The 15,498-nt window shown below is 46.8% G+C and carries 16 protein-coding genes; 5 read left to right on the top strand and 11 right to left on the bottom strand.

Annotation, left to right across the window (positions count from 1 at the left end):
• Window positions 1–4 precede the first annotated feature (4 nt).
• From G459_RS0126335 to G459_RS0126320, 4 genes are all read right to left on the bottom strand, one after another.
• Window positions 5–352 (bottom strand): hypothetical protein, encoded by a 348-nt coding sequence (locus G459_RS0126335; protein ID WP_026970242.1) that lies wholly within the window; start codon window positions 350–352, stop codon window positions 5–7.
• A 102-nt stretch (window positions 353–454) separates the two neighbouring features.
• Window positions 455–727: a hypothetical protein gene (locus G459_RS0126330; RefSeq protein ID WP_157373473.1), complete on the bottom strand. Its 273-nt coding sequence runs from the start codon at window positions 725–727 to the stop codon at window positions 455–457.
• Window positions 649–933, bottom strand: coding sequence for a DUF6933 domain-containing protein (locus G459_RS30730; RefSeq protein WP_425393755.1), 285 nt, complete (start codon window positions 931–933; stop codon window positions 649–651). The genes G459_RS0126330 and G459_RS30730 overlap by 79 nt, the downstream gene beginning before the upstream one ends.
• A gap of 483 nt (window positions 934–1,416) precedes the next feature.
• A complete protein-coding gene (locus tag G459_RS0126320; protein WP_026970239.1) occupies window positions 1,417–1,992 on the bottom strand; it encodes a hypothetical protein in 576 nt (191 codons plus the stop codon).
• A 900-nt stretch (window positions 1,993–2,892) separates the two neighbouring features.
• Here G459_RS0126320 and G459_RS0126315 point away from each other — a divergent pair.
• Window positions 2,893–3,681 carry a DUF7151 family protein gene (locus G459_RS0126315; RefSeq protein WP_026970238.1) on the top strand — a complete coding sequence of 263 codons (789 nt, stop codon included), beginning with the start codon at window positions 2,893–2,895 and terminating at the stop codon, window positions 3,679–3,681.
• Window positions 3,682–4,351: 670 nt separating this feature from the next.
• Here the strand turns inward: G459_RS0126315 and G459_RS30100 are convergent.
• The 7 genes from G459_RS30100 to G459_RS0126265 form a co-directional block, all read right to left on the bottom strand.
• Complete coding sequence (locus G459_RS30100; RefSeq protein WP_157373472.1) at window positions 4,352–4,507, bottom strand: hypothetical protein; 156 nt, start codon at window positions 4,505–4,507, stop codon at window positions 4,352–4,354.
• Window positions 4,508–5,164: 657 nt separating this feature from the next.
• Window positions 5,165–5,572: a hypothetical protein gene (locus tag G459_RS0126290; RefSeq protein ID WP_026970236.1), complete on the bottom strand. Its 408-nt coding sequence runs from the start codon at window positions 5,570–5,572 to the stop codon at window positions 5,165–5,167.
• A gap of 272 nt (window positions 5,573–5,844) precedes the next feature.
• A complete protein-coding gene (locus G459_RS0126285; protein ID WP_026970235.1) occupies window positions 5,845–6,495 on the bottom strand; it encodes a hypothetical protein in 651 nt (216 codons plus the stop codon).
• Window positions 6,496–6,524: 29 nt separating this feature from the next.
• Entirely contained in the window at window positions 6,525–6,701 is a 177-nt protein-coding gene (locus G459_RS30250) for a hypothetical protein (RefSeq protein WP_169725077.1), read from the bottom strand.
• A gap of 117 nt (window positions 6,702–6,818) precedes the next feature.
• Complete coding sequence (locus G459_RS28690; protein WP_245588248.1) at window positions 6,819–7,103, bottom strand: thermonuclease family protein; 285 nt, start codon at window positions 7,101–7,103, stop codon at window positions 6,819–6,821.
• A gap of 195 nt (window positions 7,104–7,298) precedes the next feature.
• Window positions 7,299–7,820, bottom strand: coding sequence for a hypothetical protein (locus tag G459_RS0126270; protein WP_026970234.1), 522 nt, complete (start codon window positions 7,818–7,820; stop codon window positions 7,299–7,301).
• Between the two features lie 13 nt (window positions 7,821–7,833).
• Window positions 7,834–8,232, bottom strand: coding sequence for a helix-turn-helix domain-containing protein (locus tag G459_RS0126265; protein ID WP_026970233.1), 399 nt, complete (start codon window positions 8,230–8,232; stop codon window positions 7,834–7,836).
• A 156-nt stretch (window positions 8,233–8,388) separates the two neighbouring features.
• Between G459_RS0126265 and G459_RS0126260 the strand changes: the two genes are divergently transcribed.
• The 4 genes from G459_RS0126260 to G459_RS0126245 all read left to right on the top strand — a co-directional run bounded on the left by G459_RS0126260 (window position 8,389) and on the right by G459_RS0126245 (window position 15,481).
• A complete protein-coding gene (locus tag G459_RS0126260; protein ID WP_026970232.1) occupies window positions 8,389–8,568 on the top strand; it encodes a hypothetical protein in 180 nt (59 codons plus the stop codon).
• A gap of 404 nt (window positions 8,569–8,972) precedes the next feature.
• Window positions 8,973–10,865: a TlpA family protein disulfide reductase gene (locus G459_RS0126255; protein WP_026970231.1), complete on the top strand. Its 1,893-nt coding sequence runs from the start codon at window positions 8,973–8,975 to the stop codon at window positions 10,863–10,865.
• Window positions 10,862–14,050: a SusC/RagA family TonB-linked outer membrane protein gene (locus tag G459_RS0126250; protein ID WP_026970230.1), complete on the top strand. Its 3,189-nt coding sequence runs from the start codon at window positions 10,862–10,864 to the stop codon at window positions 14,048–14,050. Before G459_RS0126255 ends, G459_RS0126250 begins: the two co-directional genes overlap by 4 nt.
• Window positions 14,051–14,104: 54 nt before the next feature.
• Window positions 14,105–15,481, top strand: a complete 1,377-nt coding sequence (locus tag G459_RS0126245) for a RagB/SusD family nutrient uptake outer membrane protein (RefSeq protein ID WP_084454727.1) — start codon at window positions 14,105–14,107, stop codon at window positions 15,479–15,481.
• Window positions 15,482–15,498 lie beyond the last annotated feature (17 nt).

The raw sequence follows: 15,498 nt of genomic DNA, 5'->3' as shown, positions 1-15,498 counted from the left end.
CGTGTTACATGGAGTAATCTTCCCCAATTTTCTTTTCTCTTTTGAGATGTTCCGTTTTTTCCGGGGTTTCCACCATGGCGTTCAAGGTACTCTTTTGGATGAAGTTCTTATTGGCCCAGTGTGGCAGGAGTCCCCATCCCATCTTTGCAATGGGTTTATCCGGGTCATTAGTCAGGATATACACTTGGGGATGGGCAAAACCGTTGACATAATGCTGCCCCTCGAAAGCATCCAACTGCTGGACCCAAGGCGCATACAGTTCGTCAGAAGACAGCTCTTGAAGCCATTGGCGGTCGGAAAAATTAGTAGCACATGGGCAGGTTTGTTTATGCGGAGTCCAGAATCCGATCACAGTGATTATCTCTTAACCAGGTGGTTTTCATCCGAATGACTACTGAAAAATAGGGTTTTCTGGAAAAAAAGCAAGCGCGACAGTAGCTAGGTAATTCGATCCTTAATTCAAGGATTTCGAACCAACGTCCATGTCTTGTTCTGTACCCATATATGCCTTTAGTATTTTTTCCATTTCCTCTTTGGGTTTGGTAAGCCGGGTGTATCTGGATGAGCCGTCGAGACTGAAGATACTGTCGTTGAGATAGACGTTTATTTCGGCGAGGCTCTTGTAGTACTCCGGATCTTGATAACAATCTATCGTATACAATATCTCATTGATATACCCCAAAGCGCTCCGGTCGGCATCGGTAGAGTGGAGCCTGACGTCTTCCACGAGCCAGTCGACTTGTTTTGGGTGATATCGATCCCGTCTACGACCAACTGTAGAAGGAATTCCTCCCGAAATTTTTCCTGGATATTAGGCAGTTCTTTGGCGGTGATGTTTTCCAGGATCACCGAATAGTGGGTCTGGGGATTAAACAGCAGCCAGTTTTTTCTCCGGTTGATATAAAAGACCGTGGCGTTCCATTTTCCAAGAATCCCAGCCAGTCCACCTGTTCGCTTTCAGAACTGGGATGAAAGTATTTTACATAGCCGTATGCTTTTGAAAACGCAAGCGAATTGTCAATCTCCCGGTCAGTCCTGGTCTTACCAAAACAGAAAAGGAAGGTGTTCATAACTAATACACCAAAAACAGCCTGAGAAAAAGTATTTTCATGGGTAGGAGAGGGTCTATTGCGGGTTTCAATCAAGTTGATGAATCAAACTACAGACTTATTCTGTATTTTTTCAACTCGCTGACAGGGAGACTAGAAAACTCTTCCAGCTTTCCGCTCCGTCCCTCGACACCAGCTTCCTGATTCTTACAGTATCCCTGTGCCAAGGCGAATCACGGCTACCCATCTGTCGAACCTACGGCACGCGTTCCGTTACTCAATTCATTCCGCCGCAACTCTCCGACATCCCCCATCAGGCATCGGTCATCCAGCATCCCGCAACAGCTCCGCAGACAACCTGACAACGCTACAATTTCTCAGGCGCAATGGACTGGTCGGTAATCTTCCACCTTTCGCCATAGACCGAGGAATAGATCAACTCAAATCCATAGCCCTGTTTTTCATAATTGGAAAGGATATCAGCGAACTTGAGAGAGGTTTGATGATCTTGTCGCACGTCAATCACCGACAAACTTCCTCCCGCCGGAATCAGCATGCCCGGTTTTACATTGGAGTAGTAGATATTGGGCAATCGACCGACTACAGAATCCGCCTCCATTAAAAACTCTGCCAGGTCTTTTCCTTCCCAGACCTCACCCTTGTATTTGATGACAATATCTTCGATAAAAGCGGGTCCTACTCCCTCATTCTTTAGATAGAAGGTGTAGTCGGGAGCGGAAAACCCGATGTTGCCTGTTTGGAGATAGGGCAAGGCAGAAAGCAATTGCTGCTCCCGGATGATCTGTGTCTGATAGATCAGGACCAAGAAGGTCATGAAGGATACGGATATTGCTGAGATTCCCAACAGCCGGTCAGCGCTCCACTTTCGTAGCGGGCCGGGCTTGGAACTCACCTCGGGGGACTGGGCTTGTTCAGGTTCCATCTAAAGATTTTAGTCCAAAAAATACTCATTTTTTAATAGCTGCCTCCGGGCAACGGGCGGGAAAAGAGAAAATTACAGGATCGGTAGACCCTGCCTTCACCGTCGTTCCTTCGATAAAAACAGGTTATGGCTTTGTAAAGCGCGGTTTGAGGCTCTTCAGAAAGGCTCAAAAACTCCCATTTTTGCCTCCTGTTGAACTTTTATTCTTGTTCCTCAAGCCAAAGGACACAGAGACGAGACTCCCGAAGTTTGAAAGCAAGCACGCAGTCAAACCTATCTAATTCAAAAAGGAGCAGTGACCTTGACCCGTTTTTACCCTTTTCCCTTTGCCTTTTGGCCTGTAAACCAGTACTTGAGGTGCTTCCCTTTTAAAACTATGCCCCGGCATCTTGCAAATCCAAGATGACCGAGTAATTTTATTACTCAGTCGTAATCGCGATCTGCCTCGGCTGAGAAGCAAATCGCCAGGGTCACCCATTTATCCCGCAAGTTCCCGTCAATCACTGGTCACTGGGACTGAAAGGGCGAAGCCTGGGCAGTAGTCAACTGCAAACTGGACACATAATCTCAATAGAATCAATTTTCGGACTTAAAGACGAAAAACTGACCTTAAGGCACGACGCCGGTTCAAGTGCAGAGCCATATGTAAATGTGGACTACTTGCAATTGAGAAAGTAGGGGCGTTCAAAGGATTAAAAAGGGACTTGACGGTGTAATGGAGTTTTGGAAAAACTGCACAACACCTTGGATACAGCAGGCAGTAATACTAATAATGGAAAATCAGTATCTATAAGAATTTAAGAGTAGGCAGGAAGTGAACGTGTTCGAATGCCGGTCTTCTCCAAGCTGAATCCAGTTGTGCCAAATAAAATATTTAAACTAACAAATAAATAATAAAATATGAGAAAAGTCAGTATTTACACATTATCAATTGTTTTAACTGGATGTTCACTCTTCGAAGGACCAGAGGGGCAAACAAGCCTACTAGATATTAGTGACGAACTAGCCGGACAGAATTGCCCCAACGGTGGAATTAAGATTATATCTGGAATAGACTCAAATAAAAATGGAATATTGGATAATAATGAATTTACTTCAGCTAAGTACGTTTGTAGTGGGGAAAACGGCACAGCAGGAAATGATGGCGTAAACAGTCTAATCTTAACCGAAGAAATTTCTGCCGGAAATATATGTTCTAATGGTGGTATAGAGGTTAATTCCGGTAGTGATATAAATAGAAATGGAATTCTGGACGATTCAGAAATTGAAATTTCAAAGTATATTTGCAATGGCGTAGACGGAATGTTTGACAAACAAATAAGGTTCACGTTGCCAGGTAACGTCAGCATTGATGGATCACAAGTAATCTCTGAGGGGGTGAATAATATTCAAAAATTTAATATCGATGATTTTGCAGGAATTGATTCGGTGATTTATACTATTTGGACGGATGTGCCGCACGCTGACAACACCAATTCTATCGAATTATTTAATATCACTGACAATATTGAAATTGCTGGTAGCAAAATAACGGCTACCAGCAATTCAACCCGTACACTCTATCAATCATCCAATATAATTGATGGATTTCCGCATAAGGAAATTACACTCGGTCTAAAATTTAAAGGAGCCAATCCTGGACAGTTTGTTAGTGCGACTGGCGGATACTTATATTTATACAGAAAATAGATTACATAGCACGAACGCTCAGGTGAGTAGACGGCCTCGTCAACCGTTAAGTTGACGAGGTGTGCCTACGCCTCGGTGCACAGGTCTCATACCACCTATCCTAGTGTCACCGAATGGCATAGCAATCAAATCTCGATCAGGTAAACTCCAGTTGCAGTGCCTGCCCCGATTTTTTCGGGTAAACCGGAATTGGCATTCCTTATTTAAGGGGTTTTCGTCGCTATTGGAATGTTATTCAGAGGCCTCTTTTCCGCAGGGTTGCTCTTCGGTCAGCCCTTCCCATTTAACCTCCGGGGTGTCTACTCCGATCAATCTAACCTTTAGATCCTTTTCAGGGCTGACTCTCACCCAGAAAGTATCCCCGTCCACGAACTTACTGACCTTATAAAGGCCATGAGGTTCTTCGGCGAACCCGCACCCAAAGATCAATCGGGTGCTGTTTCCCCCAGCGTAAAACAGAAAATGGAACCAATCGTGGTTCCATTTTTTTTTTTTTAATCTATTCTGATTATTCGATTTGTTACAAGTAGCCAAATATCGGATGGCTTTATGTTTTGAAGGTGCTTTGCTGTGGACCCTCGACGGTGGCATGTGGACGATTATCCCCTAATTGATCCGTCTATTTTGCCCTATTGGTAAAATTGCGGAGAATCAAAAAAATCTATCTATTTCAACTCGCTTTCCACTTAAGATTGGAAACCACCTTGTTTGCAAACTCAAGCTTTTCAGGAAAGAGAACCTTTTTCGGGGATGTCGCCAAAGAATAGCTCTTTACGACTTTTACCCCCAGCTTACCGGCTCCTTCTAGTTTTTTCTTCGCTTTCATGTCTGTAAAGTTAATTCAATTTTCGATGGTTCCCGTTGTCCTGCTTCTCCAGAAGCTGGACTGGAATCCGCCGCCGCCGTCAGTGTTACCGCTAGCGGCTTTCTGGTTAGACATGAGTTACAAATTTCCCAGTCACCACGCCGCAACTCCCCCTTGAACCGGGTTCTTCGTTTTGGAAAAGTTTGTTTACAAAGGGGGCTGGGGAGGACCGAGCGTTAAAAATCTTTCCGGTGGAAAGATTTAGCGAAGGGGCCAGGCTGCAGGGCTGGTGCGAAGCAACCGAGCGTTAAAAATCTTTCCGGTAAGACTGAGCGTAAAGGATTGACCAATGAAGGGTTAATCTAGCGAAGGGGCCAGACTGCAGGGAGGTGTGCAACAACCCGATCCACTACCCGGGAATTTTGAACTCTTCGCCTCAGCGAGTGTCACCGCCACACTCAGTCTAAAAAAATAAAAAATGCAAATTCACCTCATAACCTTGGCAAAAGGAGAGGATCTCATTGACTTACTATTCCAATTATTAGAGCTAAGCAAACAAGAACCGCCAAAGCAATTGCAACTACCTTCAGTTCAAATTTCAAAAAAGGCCTTTGATCAAGATGCGGGTCGGTCATCTGGAGTTGTTTCACTATCACATTCACTGCCTCCAAGTCTTCTTTAAGAAAAAAAATATGAGTGGGTGGGGAAGTGTGCCATAAAAGCATCAACATTCTTGTCTTCACTAAAATAATCTATTGATTCATTTTGGAGCGCCGCTTCAAAACGGATTATCTCTGAGGTCCTAATATTTATAACGTTATTCTCTTTCTTAAACTTTACTGCTTTAGCATAGTATTCAGCCTTCTGAGTGAATATTTCCAATTCCATTGATTGTCTATCGATCGTACTGGCCTGATGGGATGCAATCAATTCAGCTAGTTCATTTGAAAAATTTTTGTTGAAAACGACTCGCTTTGCAGCAAAAACTGCATTTTCTTGGTAACCGTCTTTGTTTAAAATGATCTCGAACAGTTTTTCTTTTTCGAAAGATGAATAACGCTCATAAAATTCATTTTCAGTTAACATAATCAAATAGAGTCAAAAACGGCGGTGGCTAAGGGGAGGAGAGCTTTAGAAGTTTCACGGAAGACAGCCTAAGCCGGTTTTTAGTAGGTGTAAAGATGTTCTTATATTCCGTCCGATTGCCAAATCGCTGATGTTGGCAATTTCGTCTTTTTATCCGATCAGTCTAATCTTACTTCCTTCTCAGGGCTGACTTTCGCCCAAAAGGTATTCCTGTCCACAAATTTTTGAATCTTATTAAGAGAAGCTTACTACTCTGGAAGGCTCAAGTGTTTTTAAAAGATCGCGTCCTCCTGAGGAAACGCCACTTCCTCTCTGGGAATAAAAAATCCTTTAATACAATTTGGGTTTCCGACACAGACCTGAATATGGCTTTTTTCGAAAAGTCCAGCTCCTTCAAATGCAGGTCCGCCTTCAGTAAATACACCTCGGGTTGTGTCGAAGTTTCGAATGCTGCTATTCCCATTTTCTTCAATTTCCTTTTTCCAATTTTCGAAGATTTGTTGATGCATATGCTCGATTACGGCACAATCTAAGTTTCTGAGTAACAAATCTCCGTTGGGGTCACTAGGAACATCCTTATTTTTGGGAAGTTCATCTCCGGAAATTTCAGAGCGGTTCTTAAATGACGTGTAGTAATGTTGAACAAGTCGAATGTATTTGGAATCAAGGAAATCACAGGAATAACCCAAGTGGATTACGGCTCCAAGGACAGCTGGTTTTTTTATAGTTCCTTTTTGCTTTTTATCCTCAGCCCAAAGTATTGCTCTGGTATAATTATTTTCCCAAAAATACATACCGTGACCAAGCCAGTCATAAGGCTTCGTAGAAAAAACCAATTCGTTGGGTTTTGATATAAGTTCATCTCTTGTAGTTTCTTCGCACCCATGAAATCCAATAATAAAATTGGGTCTTACATCATACATTAAAAAATAATTTTAGGTTATTAGTTTGCTTATTTCCTCTTGGAATGAGCCTTTAAAGCAGGATAATTTTTAGTGAATTCCCCTTTCTTAGTTAAGATACCCGCTCGATTCAAAGAAGCAATTGCCTCTTTTTTGGACATCTTCTTTGAAGCCTCGATACTCTCTTTGGCTATCTCCATCAATTTCGCAAAATCCTTGTCGCTCATGGCTTATCTTTTCTCAATTAATCGAATCTAACAAAAATGGGTTCATTTTTTATTTTTGCCACAGGATTTTTTAGATCGTCTTCTTCCCCTTCTCAGTATAATAATCCTCCACATACCTCACATTCGGGGATACGTCGCCAGTCTCGCCAAACCGATCTCCAATAGATGGGCATTCAAGAAAGTACTATCCTCGAGGTAGACATATGCAAGAGTTCTTCCATAGGGATCGTATTTCTGGACATCGTATTCCAGTAGTACTTTTTTCCCCTTCAGTAGATTCTTTACATATTCGGATGCCTCTTTTCCTCCAGGTTGCTCTTCAGTCAGCCCTTCCCATTTCACTTCCGGCGTGTCGATTCCAATCAATCTGACTTTTAGGTCTTTATCGGGGCTGACTTTCACCCAGAATGTATCCCTGTCCACAAACAAAAAAAAGCATCCCACCGGATGCCTTTTACCTTTATACGTCTTGAATGAATGGTGTTTTCTTGCTGGGGATTACCCGGCAATGTGATCATTTTTCATAACTTCTCTGCTTTGTAGTCTTGATTTGTAAACGCTAAAATATGGGTTAAAGTTTGATTTGCAAGGATTCTTTCATCTTACTTCAAGACTGTCACCAGAAATGAATTGCTTGGTGGTAATGCACCTTTTAGAATTGAATTCTTTGAAAAATACTTGATTGAAGCCTGAGAGTGCGTGTCTACCAATTACAGTCAATCTGATTTTTGAGGAGTCATCAGTCCATTTCTCGTCCAGATTTTCAGTAGTTCTCAATCTCATACAATGTAGATTGTGCTGATCTGCTGGGGTGGATTTTGGAATATACATAAAAAAAGAATCCTTCAACGGGATGTCTGTTCCATGCAAATTAGTTCCGTTTAAATCTCCGATCGGCTTAAAAAAGGTAGCTTCGACTCGCACATCAAATATTTCAGAGTCTGTCTTGTTTACGAATTTAAAAAAATAGTTCTCTTCACCTTTGAAGTTGACTTTGCTTATGTGTTCGGAAATTTCAATTTTCGGTTTTTTCCTTCCCAAATAGTACATCAGAAACAAATAGGAGGCTAACACCCCCGATATGACACCGATTACAAGACTGATTAGGTGATTCTCCATCGGGATCTAAATTTCACTTCCCCTCCAAAATCTTCTTGATCGCCTCGTTCATCTGCATCATCGTCTCCATCATCTTCATCATGATTTCAGTCTGCTTAACATCAACATAGCTGGTCTTTACATTTCCCGAAAAGGTGAATGGCGAATTATTAACATTTTCAATAATATTCTCTGGGTTGGTAGAGATCATTTGAATCGGATCAACCTTCAAGAACTCAGAAACCTTTTGAATAATATCAATGGTGATTTTGCTTTCGCCACGCTCATATTTAGTATATGTGGCTTCCTTGATTCCCAGGAAATCAGCAACTTCAAATGCTTTCCTTTCCCTGAGTTTTCTGAATTTATAGAAATGTCTTCCAATGGTTTTGTTCTCCAAAACGGTGAATTCTGAATCTTCTGCTTCTCTCATTGTAATGCGATTTGTTCAAAAATATGGCTTTTGGGCCGATTTAATCTGGTTTTCTGTTAATAGTAGTGTAACACTACTTTACATAGAGTTTATACTACCGAATTTATTCTTTTTTCCGAAAACATCCATTTAAAATTGTCTAAGAATCATTTTTGAATGAAGAATTTTCAGACAGTTTGTGCCGGCTTTCCTATCGCTTCTCTCTCCGGAAAGTTCGGCACCTGGCTTGATGTCCTCGTCAAAAATGGTATGGAAAACAATCTAAGGGTCTGTTTTCAGATTGGCCCCGGCTCCGCCGACCGCCTCTTTCCCCTGAAGCCCAAGAACCCGATTTAAGGGCAAGTTTTTTTGGACCGTGAAAGGGGAGGTGCACAGCCCTGAGCAGATCGGTTACCACACACTCACGTCAGCAAGCTCACAGTAGCTGGTAGCGCTGACAGTTCATTCTATTTCTTAACCTGAAGCTGGCTGTCCCGATATCGATCGGGAGGTCGGGTGGGAGGACTACGTCATTGCGAGAAGGTAAACCGCAAATCAACGGATAAACTGCCCATTACACCGCCGAAGCAATCTCATAAATAGGAGCAATACTCCCAACGATGAGACTGCCGCGTCGCCCCAAAAAGGCTCCTCGCACTGACGTGCACGTACTCGGCTGTGGACGTCGTCCGCGGTCGGTGAGCTTGTCGAATCCGTGGACCGTTGACCAAATCACCCCCAGCTTCCAACCATTAGCAAGCATGCAAAAAATCTTACAAACATGCTTCCTGGGATACCTATGTCTCATTGGAAGCCAAATCTCAGCCCAGAGCAAAGTTGCTGAGTCACCCGGGGTCGACCTGCTTCATAAGGTCAGCGATCCCAATCGGGGAGGGGAAACCCTCTCCGATACTTTCCTCGAGTATAATGGACAAGAAATCTCCAAGCTTCCACTACACAGCAGTGGACTGTGGACCGTCGACAATGGACTCAAGGACGAGACTGCCGCGTCGCCCCAAAAGGCTCCTCGCAGTGACCTCTCCACACTTCCATCTTCATTTAGTTTTGTTGATCAGCACCTTGATCCGGGCGCAGGGGAGGGGACACTCCGTCTCCATCCCGCCCCGGTCACGGTCTTGGCTCATCAACTTCTTGAAGATACCGCTACTTACGGTAAGGTCGTGGTCTATGTCGAGACCAGGCGTGTACCTGCCTTGGATTCCTTGGAATTTCGGCTGTGGAATCCCTATCTCAATGAACGGGATCTGCCCCTGCCCGAGGTGGACCAGTTGCTCCTGCAGCCCGGCAGCATGTTCGATGGGTCCCGGGAAACAGCCCGTGGACAATGGGAGTCGGGTACCCTCTCCGGCTATGGTAGGCTCACGCTGCGTTTCGACAGATTTGAATATTTAGACAGGTTCTTGGTAGAACCGGGGGATAGCGTACGTGTGCGCTTGGACTTCGAAAATGCCCGGGCGCTTTTTTCCGGGCCGGCGGCGGATAAATTCCGCTGCCAGTATGAGCTGGCCAATGCTTATGAAAACTACCGCTACGACCAGAACCCAACCATGTTTACCCAGCAGTCTGACTATTGGGGGTATAGCGACACGGATTCCCTCAGCATCCTGGAGATCCGCGGTAGGGAGTCTTCCATCCGAAGAAGAATGGAATTTATCAGTCCGGGGGAAAAAGGACTGCATCACCTGGAAAACATCTTTTCCATGGATGTGTTTTCCCACCCGGGTTTCGAGGTACTTGAACACTATGAGAATAAGCTTGATCCCGATTTTCTTGCGGTGCTCAGGGCTGACCTGGTCGGGAGAATCTACCACGACCAGATCGTCAAGTTCAGCACTTACTATCAGGAAGACGAGGCGCATCTGAAGTTTTTTGAAGCGAATATTGCCGACACAGCGCATGAAATCCCCCGGGGTGCCGGGCATTCTGCCTATTATCCCGAGTACCTCTATCAGAAATTAGCCGTGGTTTCGGCGCTTACCAAAGAGCCTTTCCGCAATCTGCTGGGTGGGTTGCCGGAGGACATTCATGATCAGGTCTATGCCAAATATATCTTCAAAAACTACCGCAGGTTTAAGGACAGCAACCGGCAGTTTGAGCTGGCCATGGGGCAGGTCAGGAACCCTTTGCTGCTGGAAGAACTTGGAAGGCTCTATTCCGCCCAGCGGATCGGGGAACGGATTGCTTCCATACCTCTGACGGATCGGGAAGGGAATGAACTGTCCCTGACTGAGCTGGAGGGAAAGGTCCTGTTAGTAAGCTTTTGGCTGCCGGGTTGCCAAGCCTCTTCCGAAGGCTACAAATCCCTGATCCATCCGGTTGAAGAGTATTTCAGCGGGGACGACGAGATCAGTTTTGTCTACGTCTCCCACGACAGTAACCTCGGGCGCTGGAGCCAGAATATCGCCTCCGGGGATTATGCCACTTCCCAAAGCCTCAACCTGAACGCTTCTTACCAAGACCATCCTTTTCTGGATTACTACAACATCCGCTACTTCCCCACTTACATGGTCGTGGATGCGCAGGGGAACGTGCAGAATATCGGGAACATCCCCAAAACACCGGATGGTCTGATCCAATACCTGAAAGCCACGATGGCTGACTCTTCGTCCACCTTTTCCTCTCCAAACCTATGAAACAACTTCTGACATTCATTCTTTTCGCCCTGCTGGTTTTTCCGGCCATTGCCAGGCAATCCTCAGGAACGCAGCTCAGGGGATTCGTGTATTCCCAAGAAGACCGGCAAGCCTTGGCCGGTGCCGTGATCCGGGAGAGGGAAGGCGGTAAAACAGCCATCTCGGAAAAGGACGGCAGTTTTCTGCTTGTCGACATACGCCCAGAGGCCACCATTCTGATTTCTTTCATCGGATTTGAGACCCTGGAAATCACAGCTCAGGAGATAAGCAGATTAAAAGATGCCATCGTCTTCCTCAAGACCTCCGACACCGAGCTGGGGCAGGTGACGGTATTGTCCACGGGTTTTCAGGACATCCCCCGGGAGAGGTCCACGGGTTCTTTTGTGGCGGTGGACCGGGAGCTGATCAACAGAAAAGTTAGCACCAATCTGCTGGACAGACTGGAGGATGTGACCCCCAGCCTGATCTTTAACAGAGGGCTGGGCTCAGGCGATGATCCCATCAGCATCCGGGGCAGGAGCACTATCTATGCGGAGACCAAACCCCTGATCGTCATCGATAATTTCCCCTACGACGGGCCGCTTGAAAACATCAATCCCAATGACGTGGAGTCCATCACGGTGCTCAGGGATGCTGCCGCAGCCTCGATCTGGGGAGCTCGTTCCGGTAACGGGGTAATCGTCATCAAAACCAAGTCGGGAGCCTATGGGAGCCGGATGAATATAAGCCTCAATGCCAACGTGACGATCACCGGGAAGCCGGACCTCTTTGCCAAACCCCAGATGGATATCGCTGAATTCATCGACATGGAGCAGCTGCTCTTCAACAACGGGAACTATAACAGCCGAATCAACCAAGCCGGGAAGCCTCCCCTGAGTCTGGGAGTGGAGACCATGCTGGCCTACCGAAACGGCCAGATAAGTCTGGAAGAAAGGGACACACAGCTGGCGGCGATGAAGACCTACGATAGCCGGTCGGAATTGCTGAATCACTATTACGGGCCCACAAAAAACCAGCAATACAGCCTGAACATCGGAGGCGGTTCGGAGACCCACCGGTACAATCTGGCGCTAGGCGGGGATTACAACATGCAAGAGCTTCCTGGAAATTCGGACCGCAGGATCACGGTGGGGATGCAGAACGACTGGTCCCTGCTCAACAAGCGCCTGGAACTCGGGGTCTCGCTCTACCTGGTCCAGTCCCGGCGGGAGACCGGCACACAGTCGCCGGATATGGGGCCTTATGATCGGCTGTTGGATGAAACAGGAATGCCCCTGCCGGTGATACGGGACTTTAACCTCCGCTATGTTTCCACTTTTCCCGAGTTGGGCTTTCTGGATGGGAGATTTATTCCCCTGGATGAAGTAGGCCGGGTATCCAACCGGGCAGATCAGACGGACATGAGACTAAACACTTCCCTCGGCTACCGGATATTGCCTTGGCTGAATGCCAAGGTTCTTTACCAGTATTGGAACAACTTGGGGGAAAACAGACTGAAAAAGCCGCTTGAGAGCTACGATGTGCGTTGGCTGGTCAACCGATTTACCCAGTTTGACGAATCGGGAAATGCGTTCTATCCGGTTCCGCTCGGTGGCACCCTGTCCGAACAAACCAGTAGAATGGACGGAAACTTCCTGCGTGGACAGCTGGATATCAATCCTGTCTGGGGTGAACACGGGGAGGTATTTGGGGTCCTGGGAGCGGAAATGAAGGATGTTTCCATGGTCTCTACCCAAGGGCTCTTTTACGGCTATGACGACGAGTACGGGCTGAGCCTTCCGGTTGACTATATCACCAGATTTCCGATCAATCCCACATCCACTTCCACCATACCGAGAGGGGACAGCCACAGTGGTACCGTGGACCGGTTTGTTTCCCTTTTTGCAAACTTTTCCTATACATACCGCAGGAAGTACATTCTGACTGCCAGCGTCCGAAGGGATGCCTCCAATATCTTCGGCGTGAATACCAACATGAGGGCTGTGCCCCTCTGGTCGGCCGGATTGGGATGGGTGGTCTCTCAGGAAGGATTTTATCATTCGGAGTTCCTGCCTTTCCTCAAATTCAGGGGGACTTTCGGGTACAACGGCAACGTGGACAGGACGACTTCGGCTTACACCACCGCCTCCTACTATATCACAGGGTCGACCTCCCAAAACCCAGGGGAGCGGGCGGCTGTGATCCAGAATCCTCCCAATCCAGATCTCCGTTGGGAACGGATCAGAATGTGGAACGGGTCCCTTGATTTCGGGTTGAAAAATGACATCTTGGACGGTTCACTGGAAGTGTATGTCAAAGACGGGATCGACCTGATTGGCGATTACCCCGTGGCACCTTCCATGGGGGCCAGTATCTTTCGTGGGAATTTTGCGAGTACCCGGACCAAGGGGCTGGATCTCTCACTCCATGCAGCTCCCCTCAGAGGGAAGCTCAGGTGGGATATCGATTATTTTCACAGTCTGATTAGGGAGGAAGTCACGGACTATAAAATCAAGCCCAATGTCGACCAGCTGGTTTCCGACCTGTTTGCTATCCCTTATCCAGGAAGGCCTCTGTTTGGGCTGTACAGTTATGCCTGGGCGGGATTGGATCCGGACACCGGAGATCCCAGGGGAGTGCTGGATGGAGAACCCAGCACGGACTACCTCGGCATCAGACGAGGGACAACCCCGGAAGATCTGGTTTACCACGGTTCCCTGAGACCTACTTCTTTTGGGGCTATCCGAAATACGTTTGCTTTCAGGGGCCTGGGCTTATCCTTTAATGTAGCCTATAGATTGGGGTACTATTTCAGACGCAATTCGGCGGACTACACCGATCTGCTGAATGGAAGGATTACCCATTCAGACTATGATCTCAGGTGGCAGCAACCGGGTGATGAGCTGCGCACCATCGTGCCTTCCATCCCTGCGGGACTTCGGTCCAACGCAAACCGGCAGGTAGTCTACAATCTCTCCGAAGCCCTCGTGGAAAGGGGAGACCATATCCGTCTGCAGGACATCCGGGTATCCTATCGTCTGGACAAGCTGAGTCAGCCTTGGCTGCCTTTTCAAAGCGCGGAGCTCTACAGCTATGTCAGCAACCTGGGAATTCTCTGGAGGAAGACCGATCAGGATATTGATCCTGACTATCAGCGTGTGCCTCCGGCAAAAAGTTTTGCTTTTGGCTTAAGAATCGATTTCTAATGGGGTAGATGATACCATCCCTGATCCAGCTATTCAAAATCAACAAGAAGAATCATGAAAAAATCACGTCTATATATACTAGTTACCACGGTTGCAATGCTCGCTTTCAGTTCCTGCTCCGAGTTTTTGGACCAGAAGCCTTCCAAAAGCATTGTTGTTCCTGAATCCCTGGAAGACCTGCAGAGCCTCCTCAACACCGTGGATCTCGTCAATGCCGGAGACAGCTTCGGGCTCCTGCTTTCCGATGACCTCTTTACCACCGACGAAGGCTGGCGGGGTTTCGGAGAAAATATCCAAATGGGCTATATTTGGAATAAGCAGCTGAGCAATGCAGAGGGTAGCATGCCTTCCTGGTCGATAGCTTATAGCAACATTTTTAAGTTTAATGTCGTGTTGGAAGAGGCCAATTCCATAGTTCTCAAGAATGCTGAGGAGCAGGAATATCTGAACAGGATTAGGGGAACGGCCCTGTTTCTCAGGTCTTACCACTATTTCGAACTGTTGCAGCTGTTTACCCATCCGATCCTATCGAAAGCGGATTTGGACCGGGCGGGGATTCCAATGCCGCTGGTTCCCGATTTTACCGAGCCCCTCGGTAATGCCCGTCTCGGAGATGTGTATAGCCAGATCATCGGTGATCTGCAGTTGGCGACGGATTTACTTCCCGAAAGCCCATCAGATCCCTTGCGGCCATCCAAGGTGGCAGGCATGGGCATGCTGGCCAAGGTCTACCTTCAATTGGGTGAATATGAAACGGCTTTGCAACAGGCCGAACAGGCATTGGCCATCAAGTCCACCCTGATGGATTTCAACAGCATCCCGGATCTGGAAAACATCCCCATTCCTCTGTATTCCTATGCGATTCCAAGGTTTAATGAAGAGGTGGTGATTCAGCTTCTTGCTGGCTCCCAATCGTATATGTTCTCCGAACTGACCTTTGTCAATCAGGAAGTGTATGATTCCTATGACAGCACAGACATTAGGAAATACCTGTTTTTCAATGAGCCGGACCAAGAGGGGAGGGTCAACTTTCTGGGAAGCTTTTCAGGGGATTACTTGTTGTTTTCAGGAATCAGCACCGGAGAGTTGTTCTTGATCAAGTCAGAGTGCCTGGCACGGTTGGGCAGGGATTCCGAGGCTGTAGAGACCTTGAATACGCTGTTAGAAAAACGGCACTATTCTGGAACTTTTGTTCCGCTTGAGCCTGGCGACGAACCTGTCTTGAAGAAGGTCTTGGCAGAGAGAAGGAAAGAGCTGGTGTATCGCGGGATCACCCGGTGGACTGACATGCGCAGATTCCTAAGGGATCAGGAATGGCAGGGAGTGGACCCAAGGGTGGTTGAGGGGATAGTCTATGATCTGGGAACAGAGCCGGAAGACTATGTATTGGAATTTCCGCTCAATGAGCAGCTGAGAAATGATGCCCTGTAAAAGTGAAACAGCCATTG

The organism is Algoriphagus terrigena DSM 22685, from assembly GCF_000429445.1.
GTDB lineage: Bacteria > Bacteroidota > Bacteroidia > Cytophagales > Cyclobacteriaceae > Algoriphagus > Algoriphagus terrigena.
This window is presented reverse-complemented; position numbering and strand designations above follow the sequence as displayed.

Coding starts and splice junctions, on each gene's coding strand:
- G459_RS0126245 (WP_084454727.1), top strand. CDS start 14,105: ATGAAAAAATCACGTCTATATATACTAGTTACCACGGTTGCAATGCTC.
- G459_RS30100 (WP_157373472.1), bottom strand. CDS start 4,507: ATGAAAGCGAAGAAAAAACTAGAAGGAGCCGGTAAGCTGGGGGTAAAA.
- G459_RS0126260 (WP_026970232.1), top strand. CDS start 8,389: ATGAAGAATTTTCAGACAGTTTGTGCCGGCTTTCCTATCGCTTCTCTC.
- G459_RS0126290 (WP_026970236.1), bottom strand. CDS start 5,572: ATGTTAACTGAAAATGAATTTTATGAGCGTTATTCATCTTTCGAAAAA.
- G459_RS0126250 (WP_026970230.1), top strand. CDS start 10,862: ATGAAACAACTTCTGACATTCATTCTTTTCGCCCTGCTGGTTTTTCCG.
- G459_RS0126265 (WP_026970233.1), bottom strand. CDS start 8,232: ATGAGAGAAGCAGAAGATTCAGAATTCACCGTTTTGGAGAACAAAACC.
- G459_RS0126315 (WP_026970238.1), top strand. CDS start 2,893: ATGAGAAAAGTCAGTATTTACACATTATCAATTGTTTTAACTGGATGT.
- G459_RS30250 (WP_169725077.1), bottom strand. CDS start 6,701: ATGAGCGACAAGGATTTTGCGAAATTGATGGAGATAGCCAAAGAGAGT.
- G459_RS0126285 (WP_026970235.1), bottom strand. CDS start 6,495: ATGTATGATGTAAGACCCAATTTTATTATTGGATTTCATGGGTGCGAA.
- G459_RS0126255 (WP_026970231.1), top strand. CDS start 8,973: ATGCAAAAAATCTTACAAACATGCTTCCTGGGATACCTATGTCTCATT.
- G459_RS0126320 (WP_026970239.1), bottom strand. CDS start 1,992: ATGGAACCTGAACAAGCCCAGTCCCCCGAGGTGAGTTCCAAGCCCGGC.
- G459_RS0126270 (WP_026970234.1), bottom strand. CDS start 7,820: ATGGAGAATCACCTAATCAGTCTTGTAATCGGTGTCATATCGGGGGTG.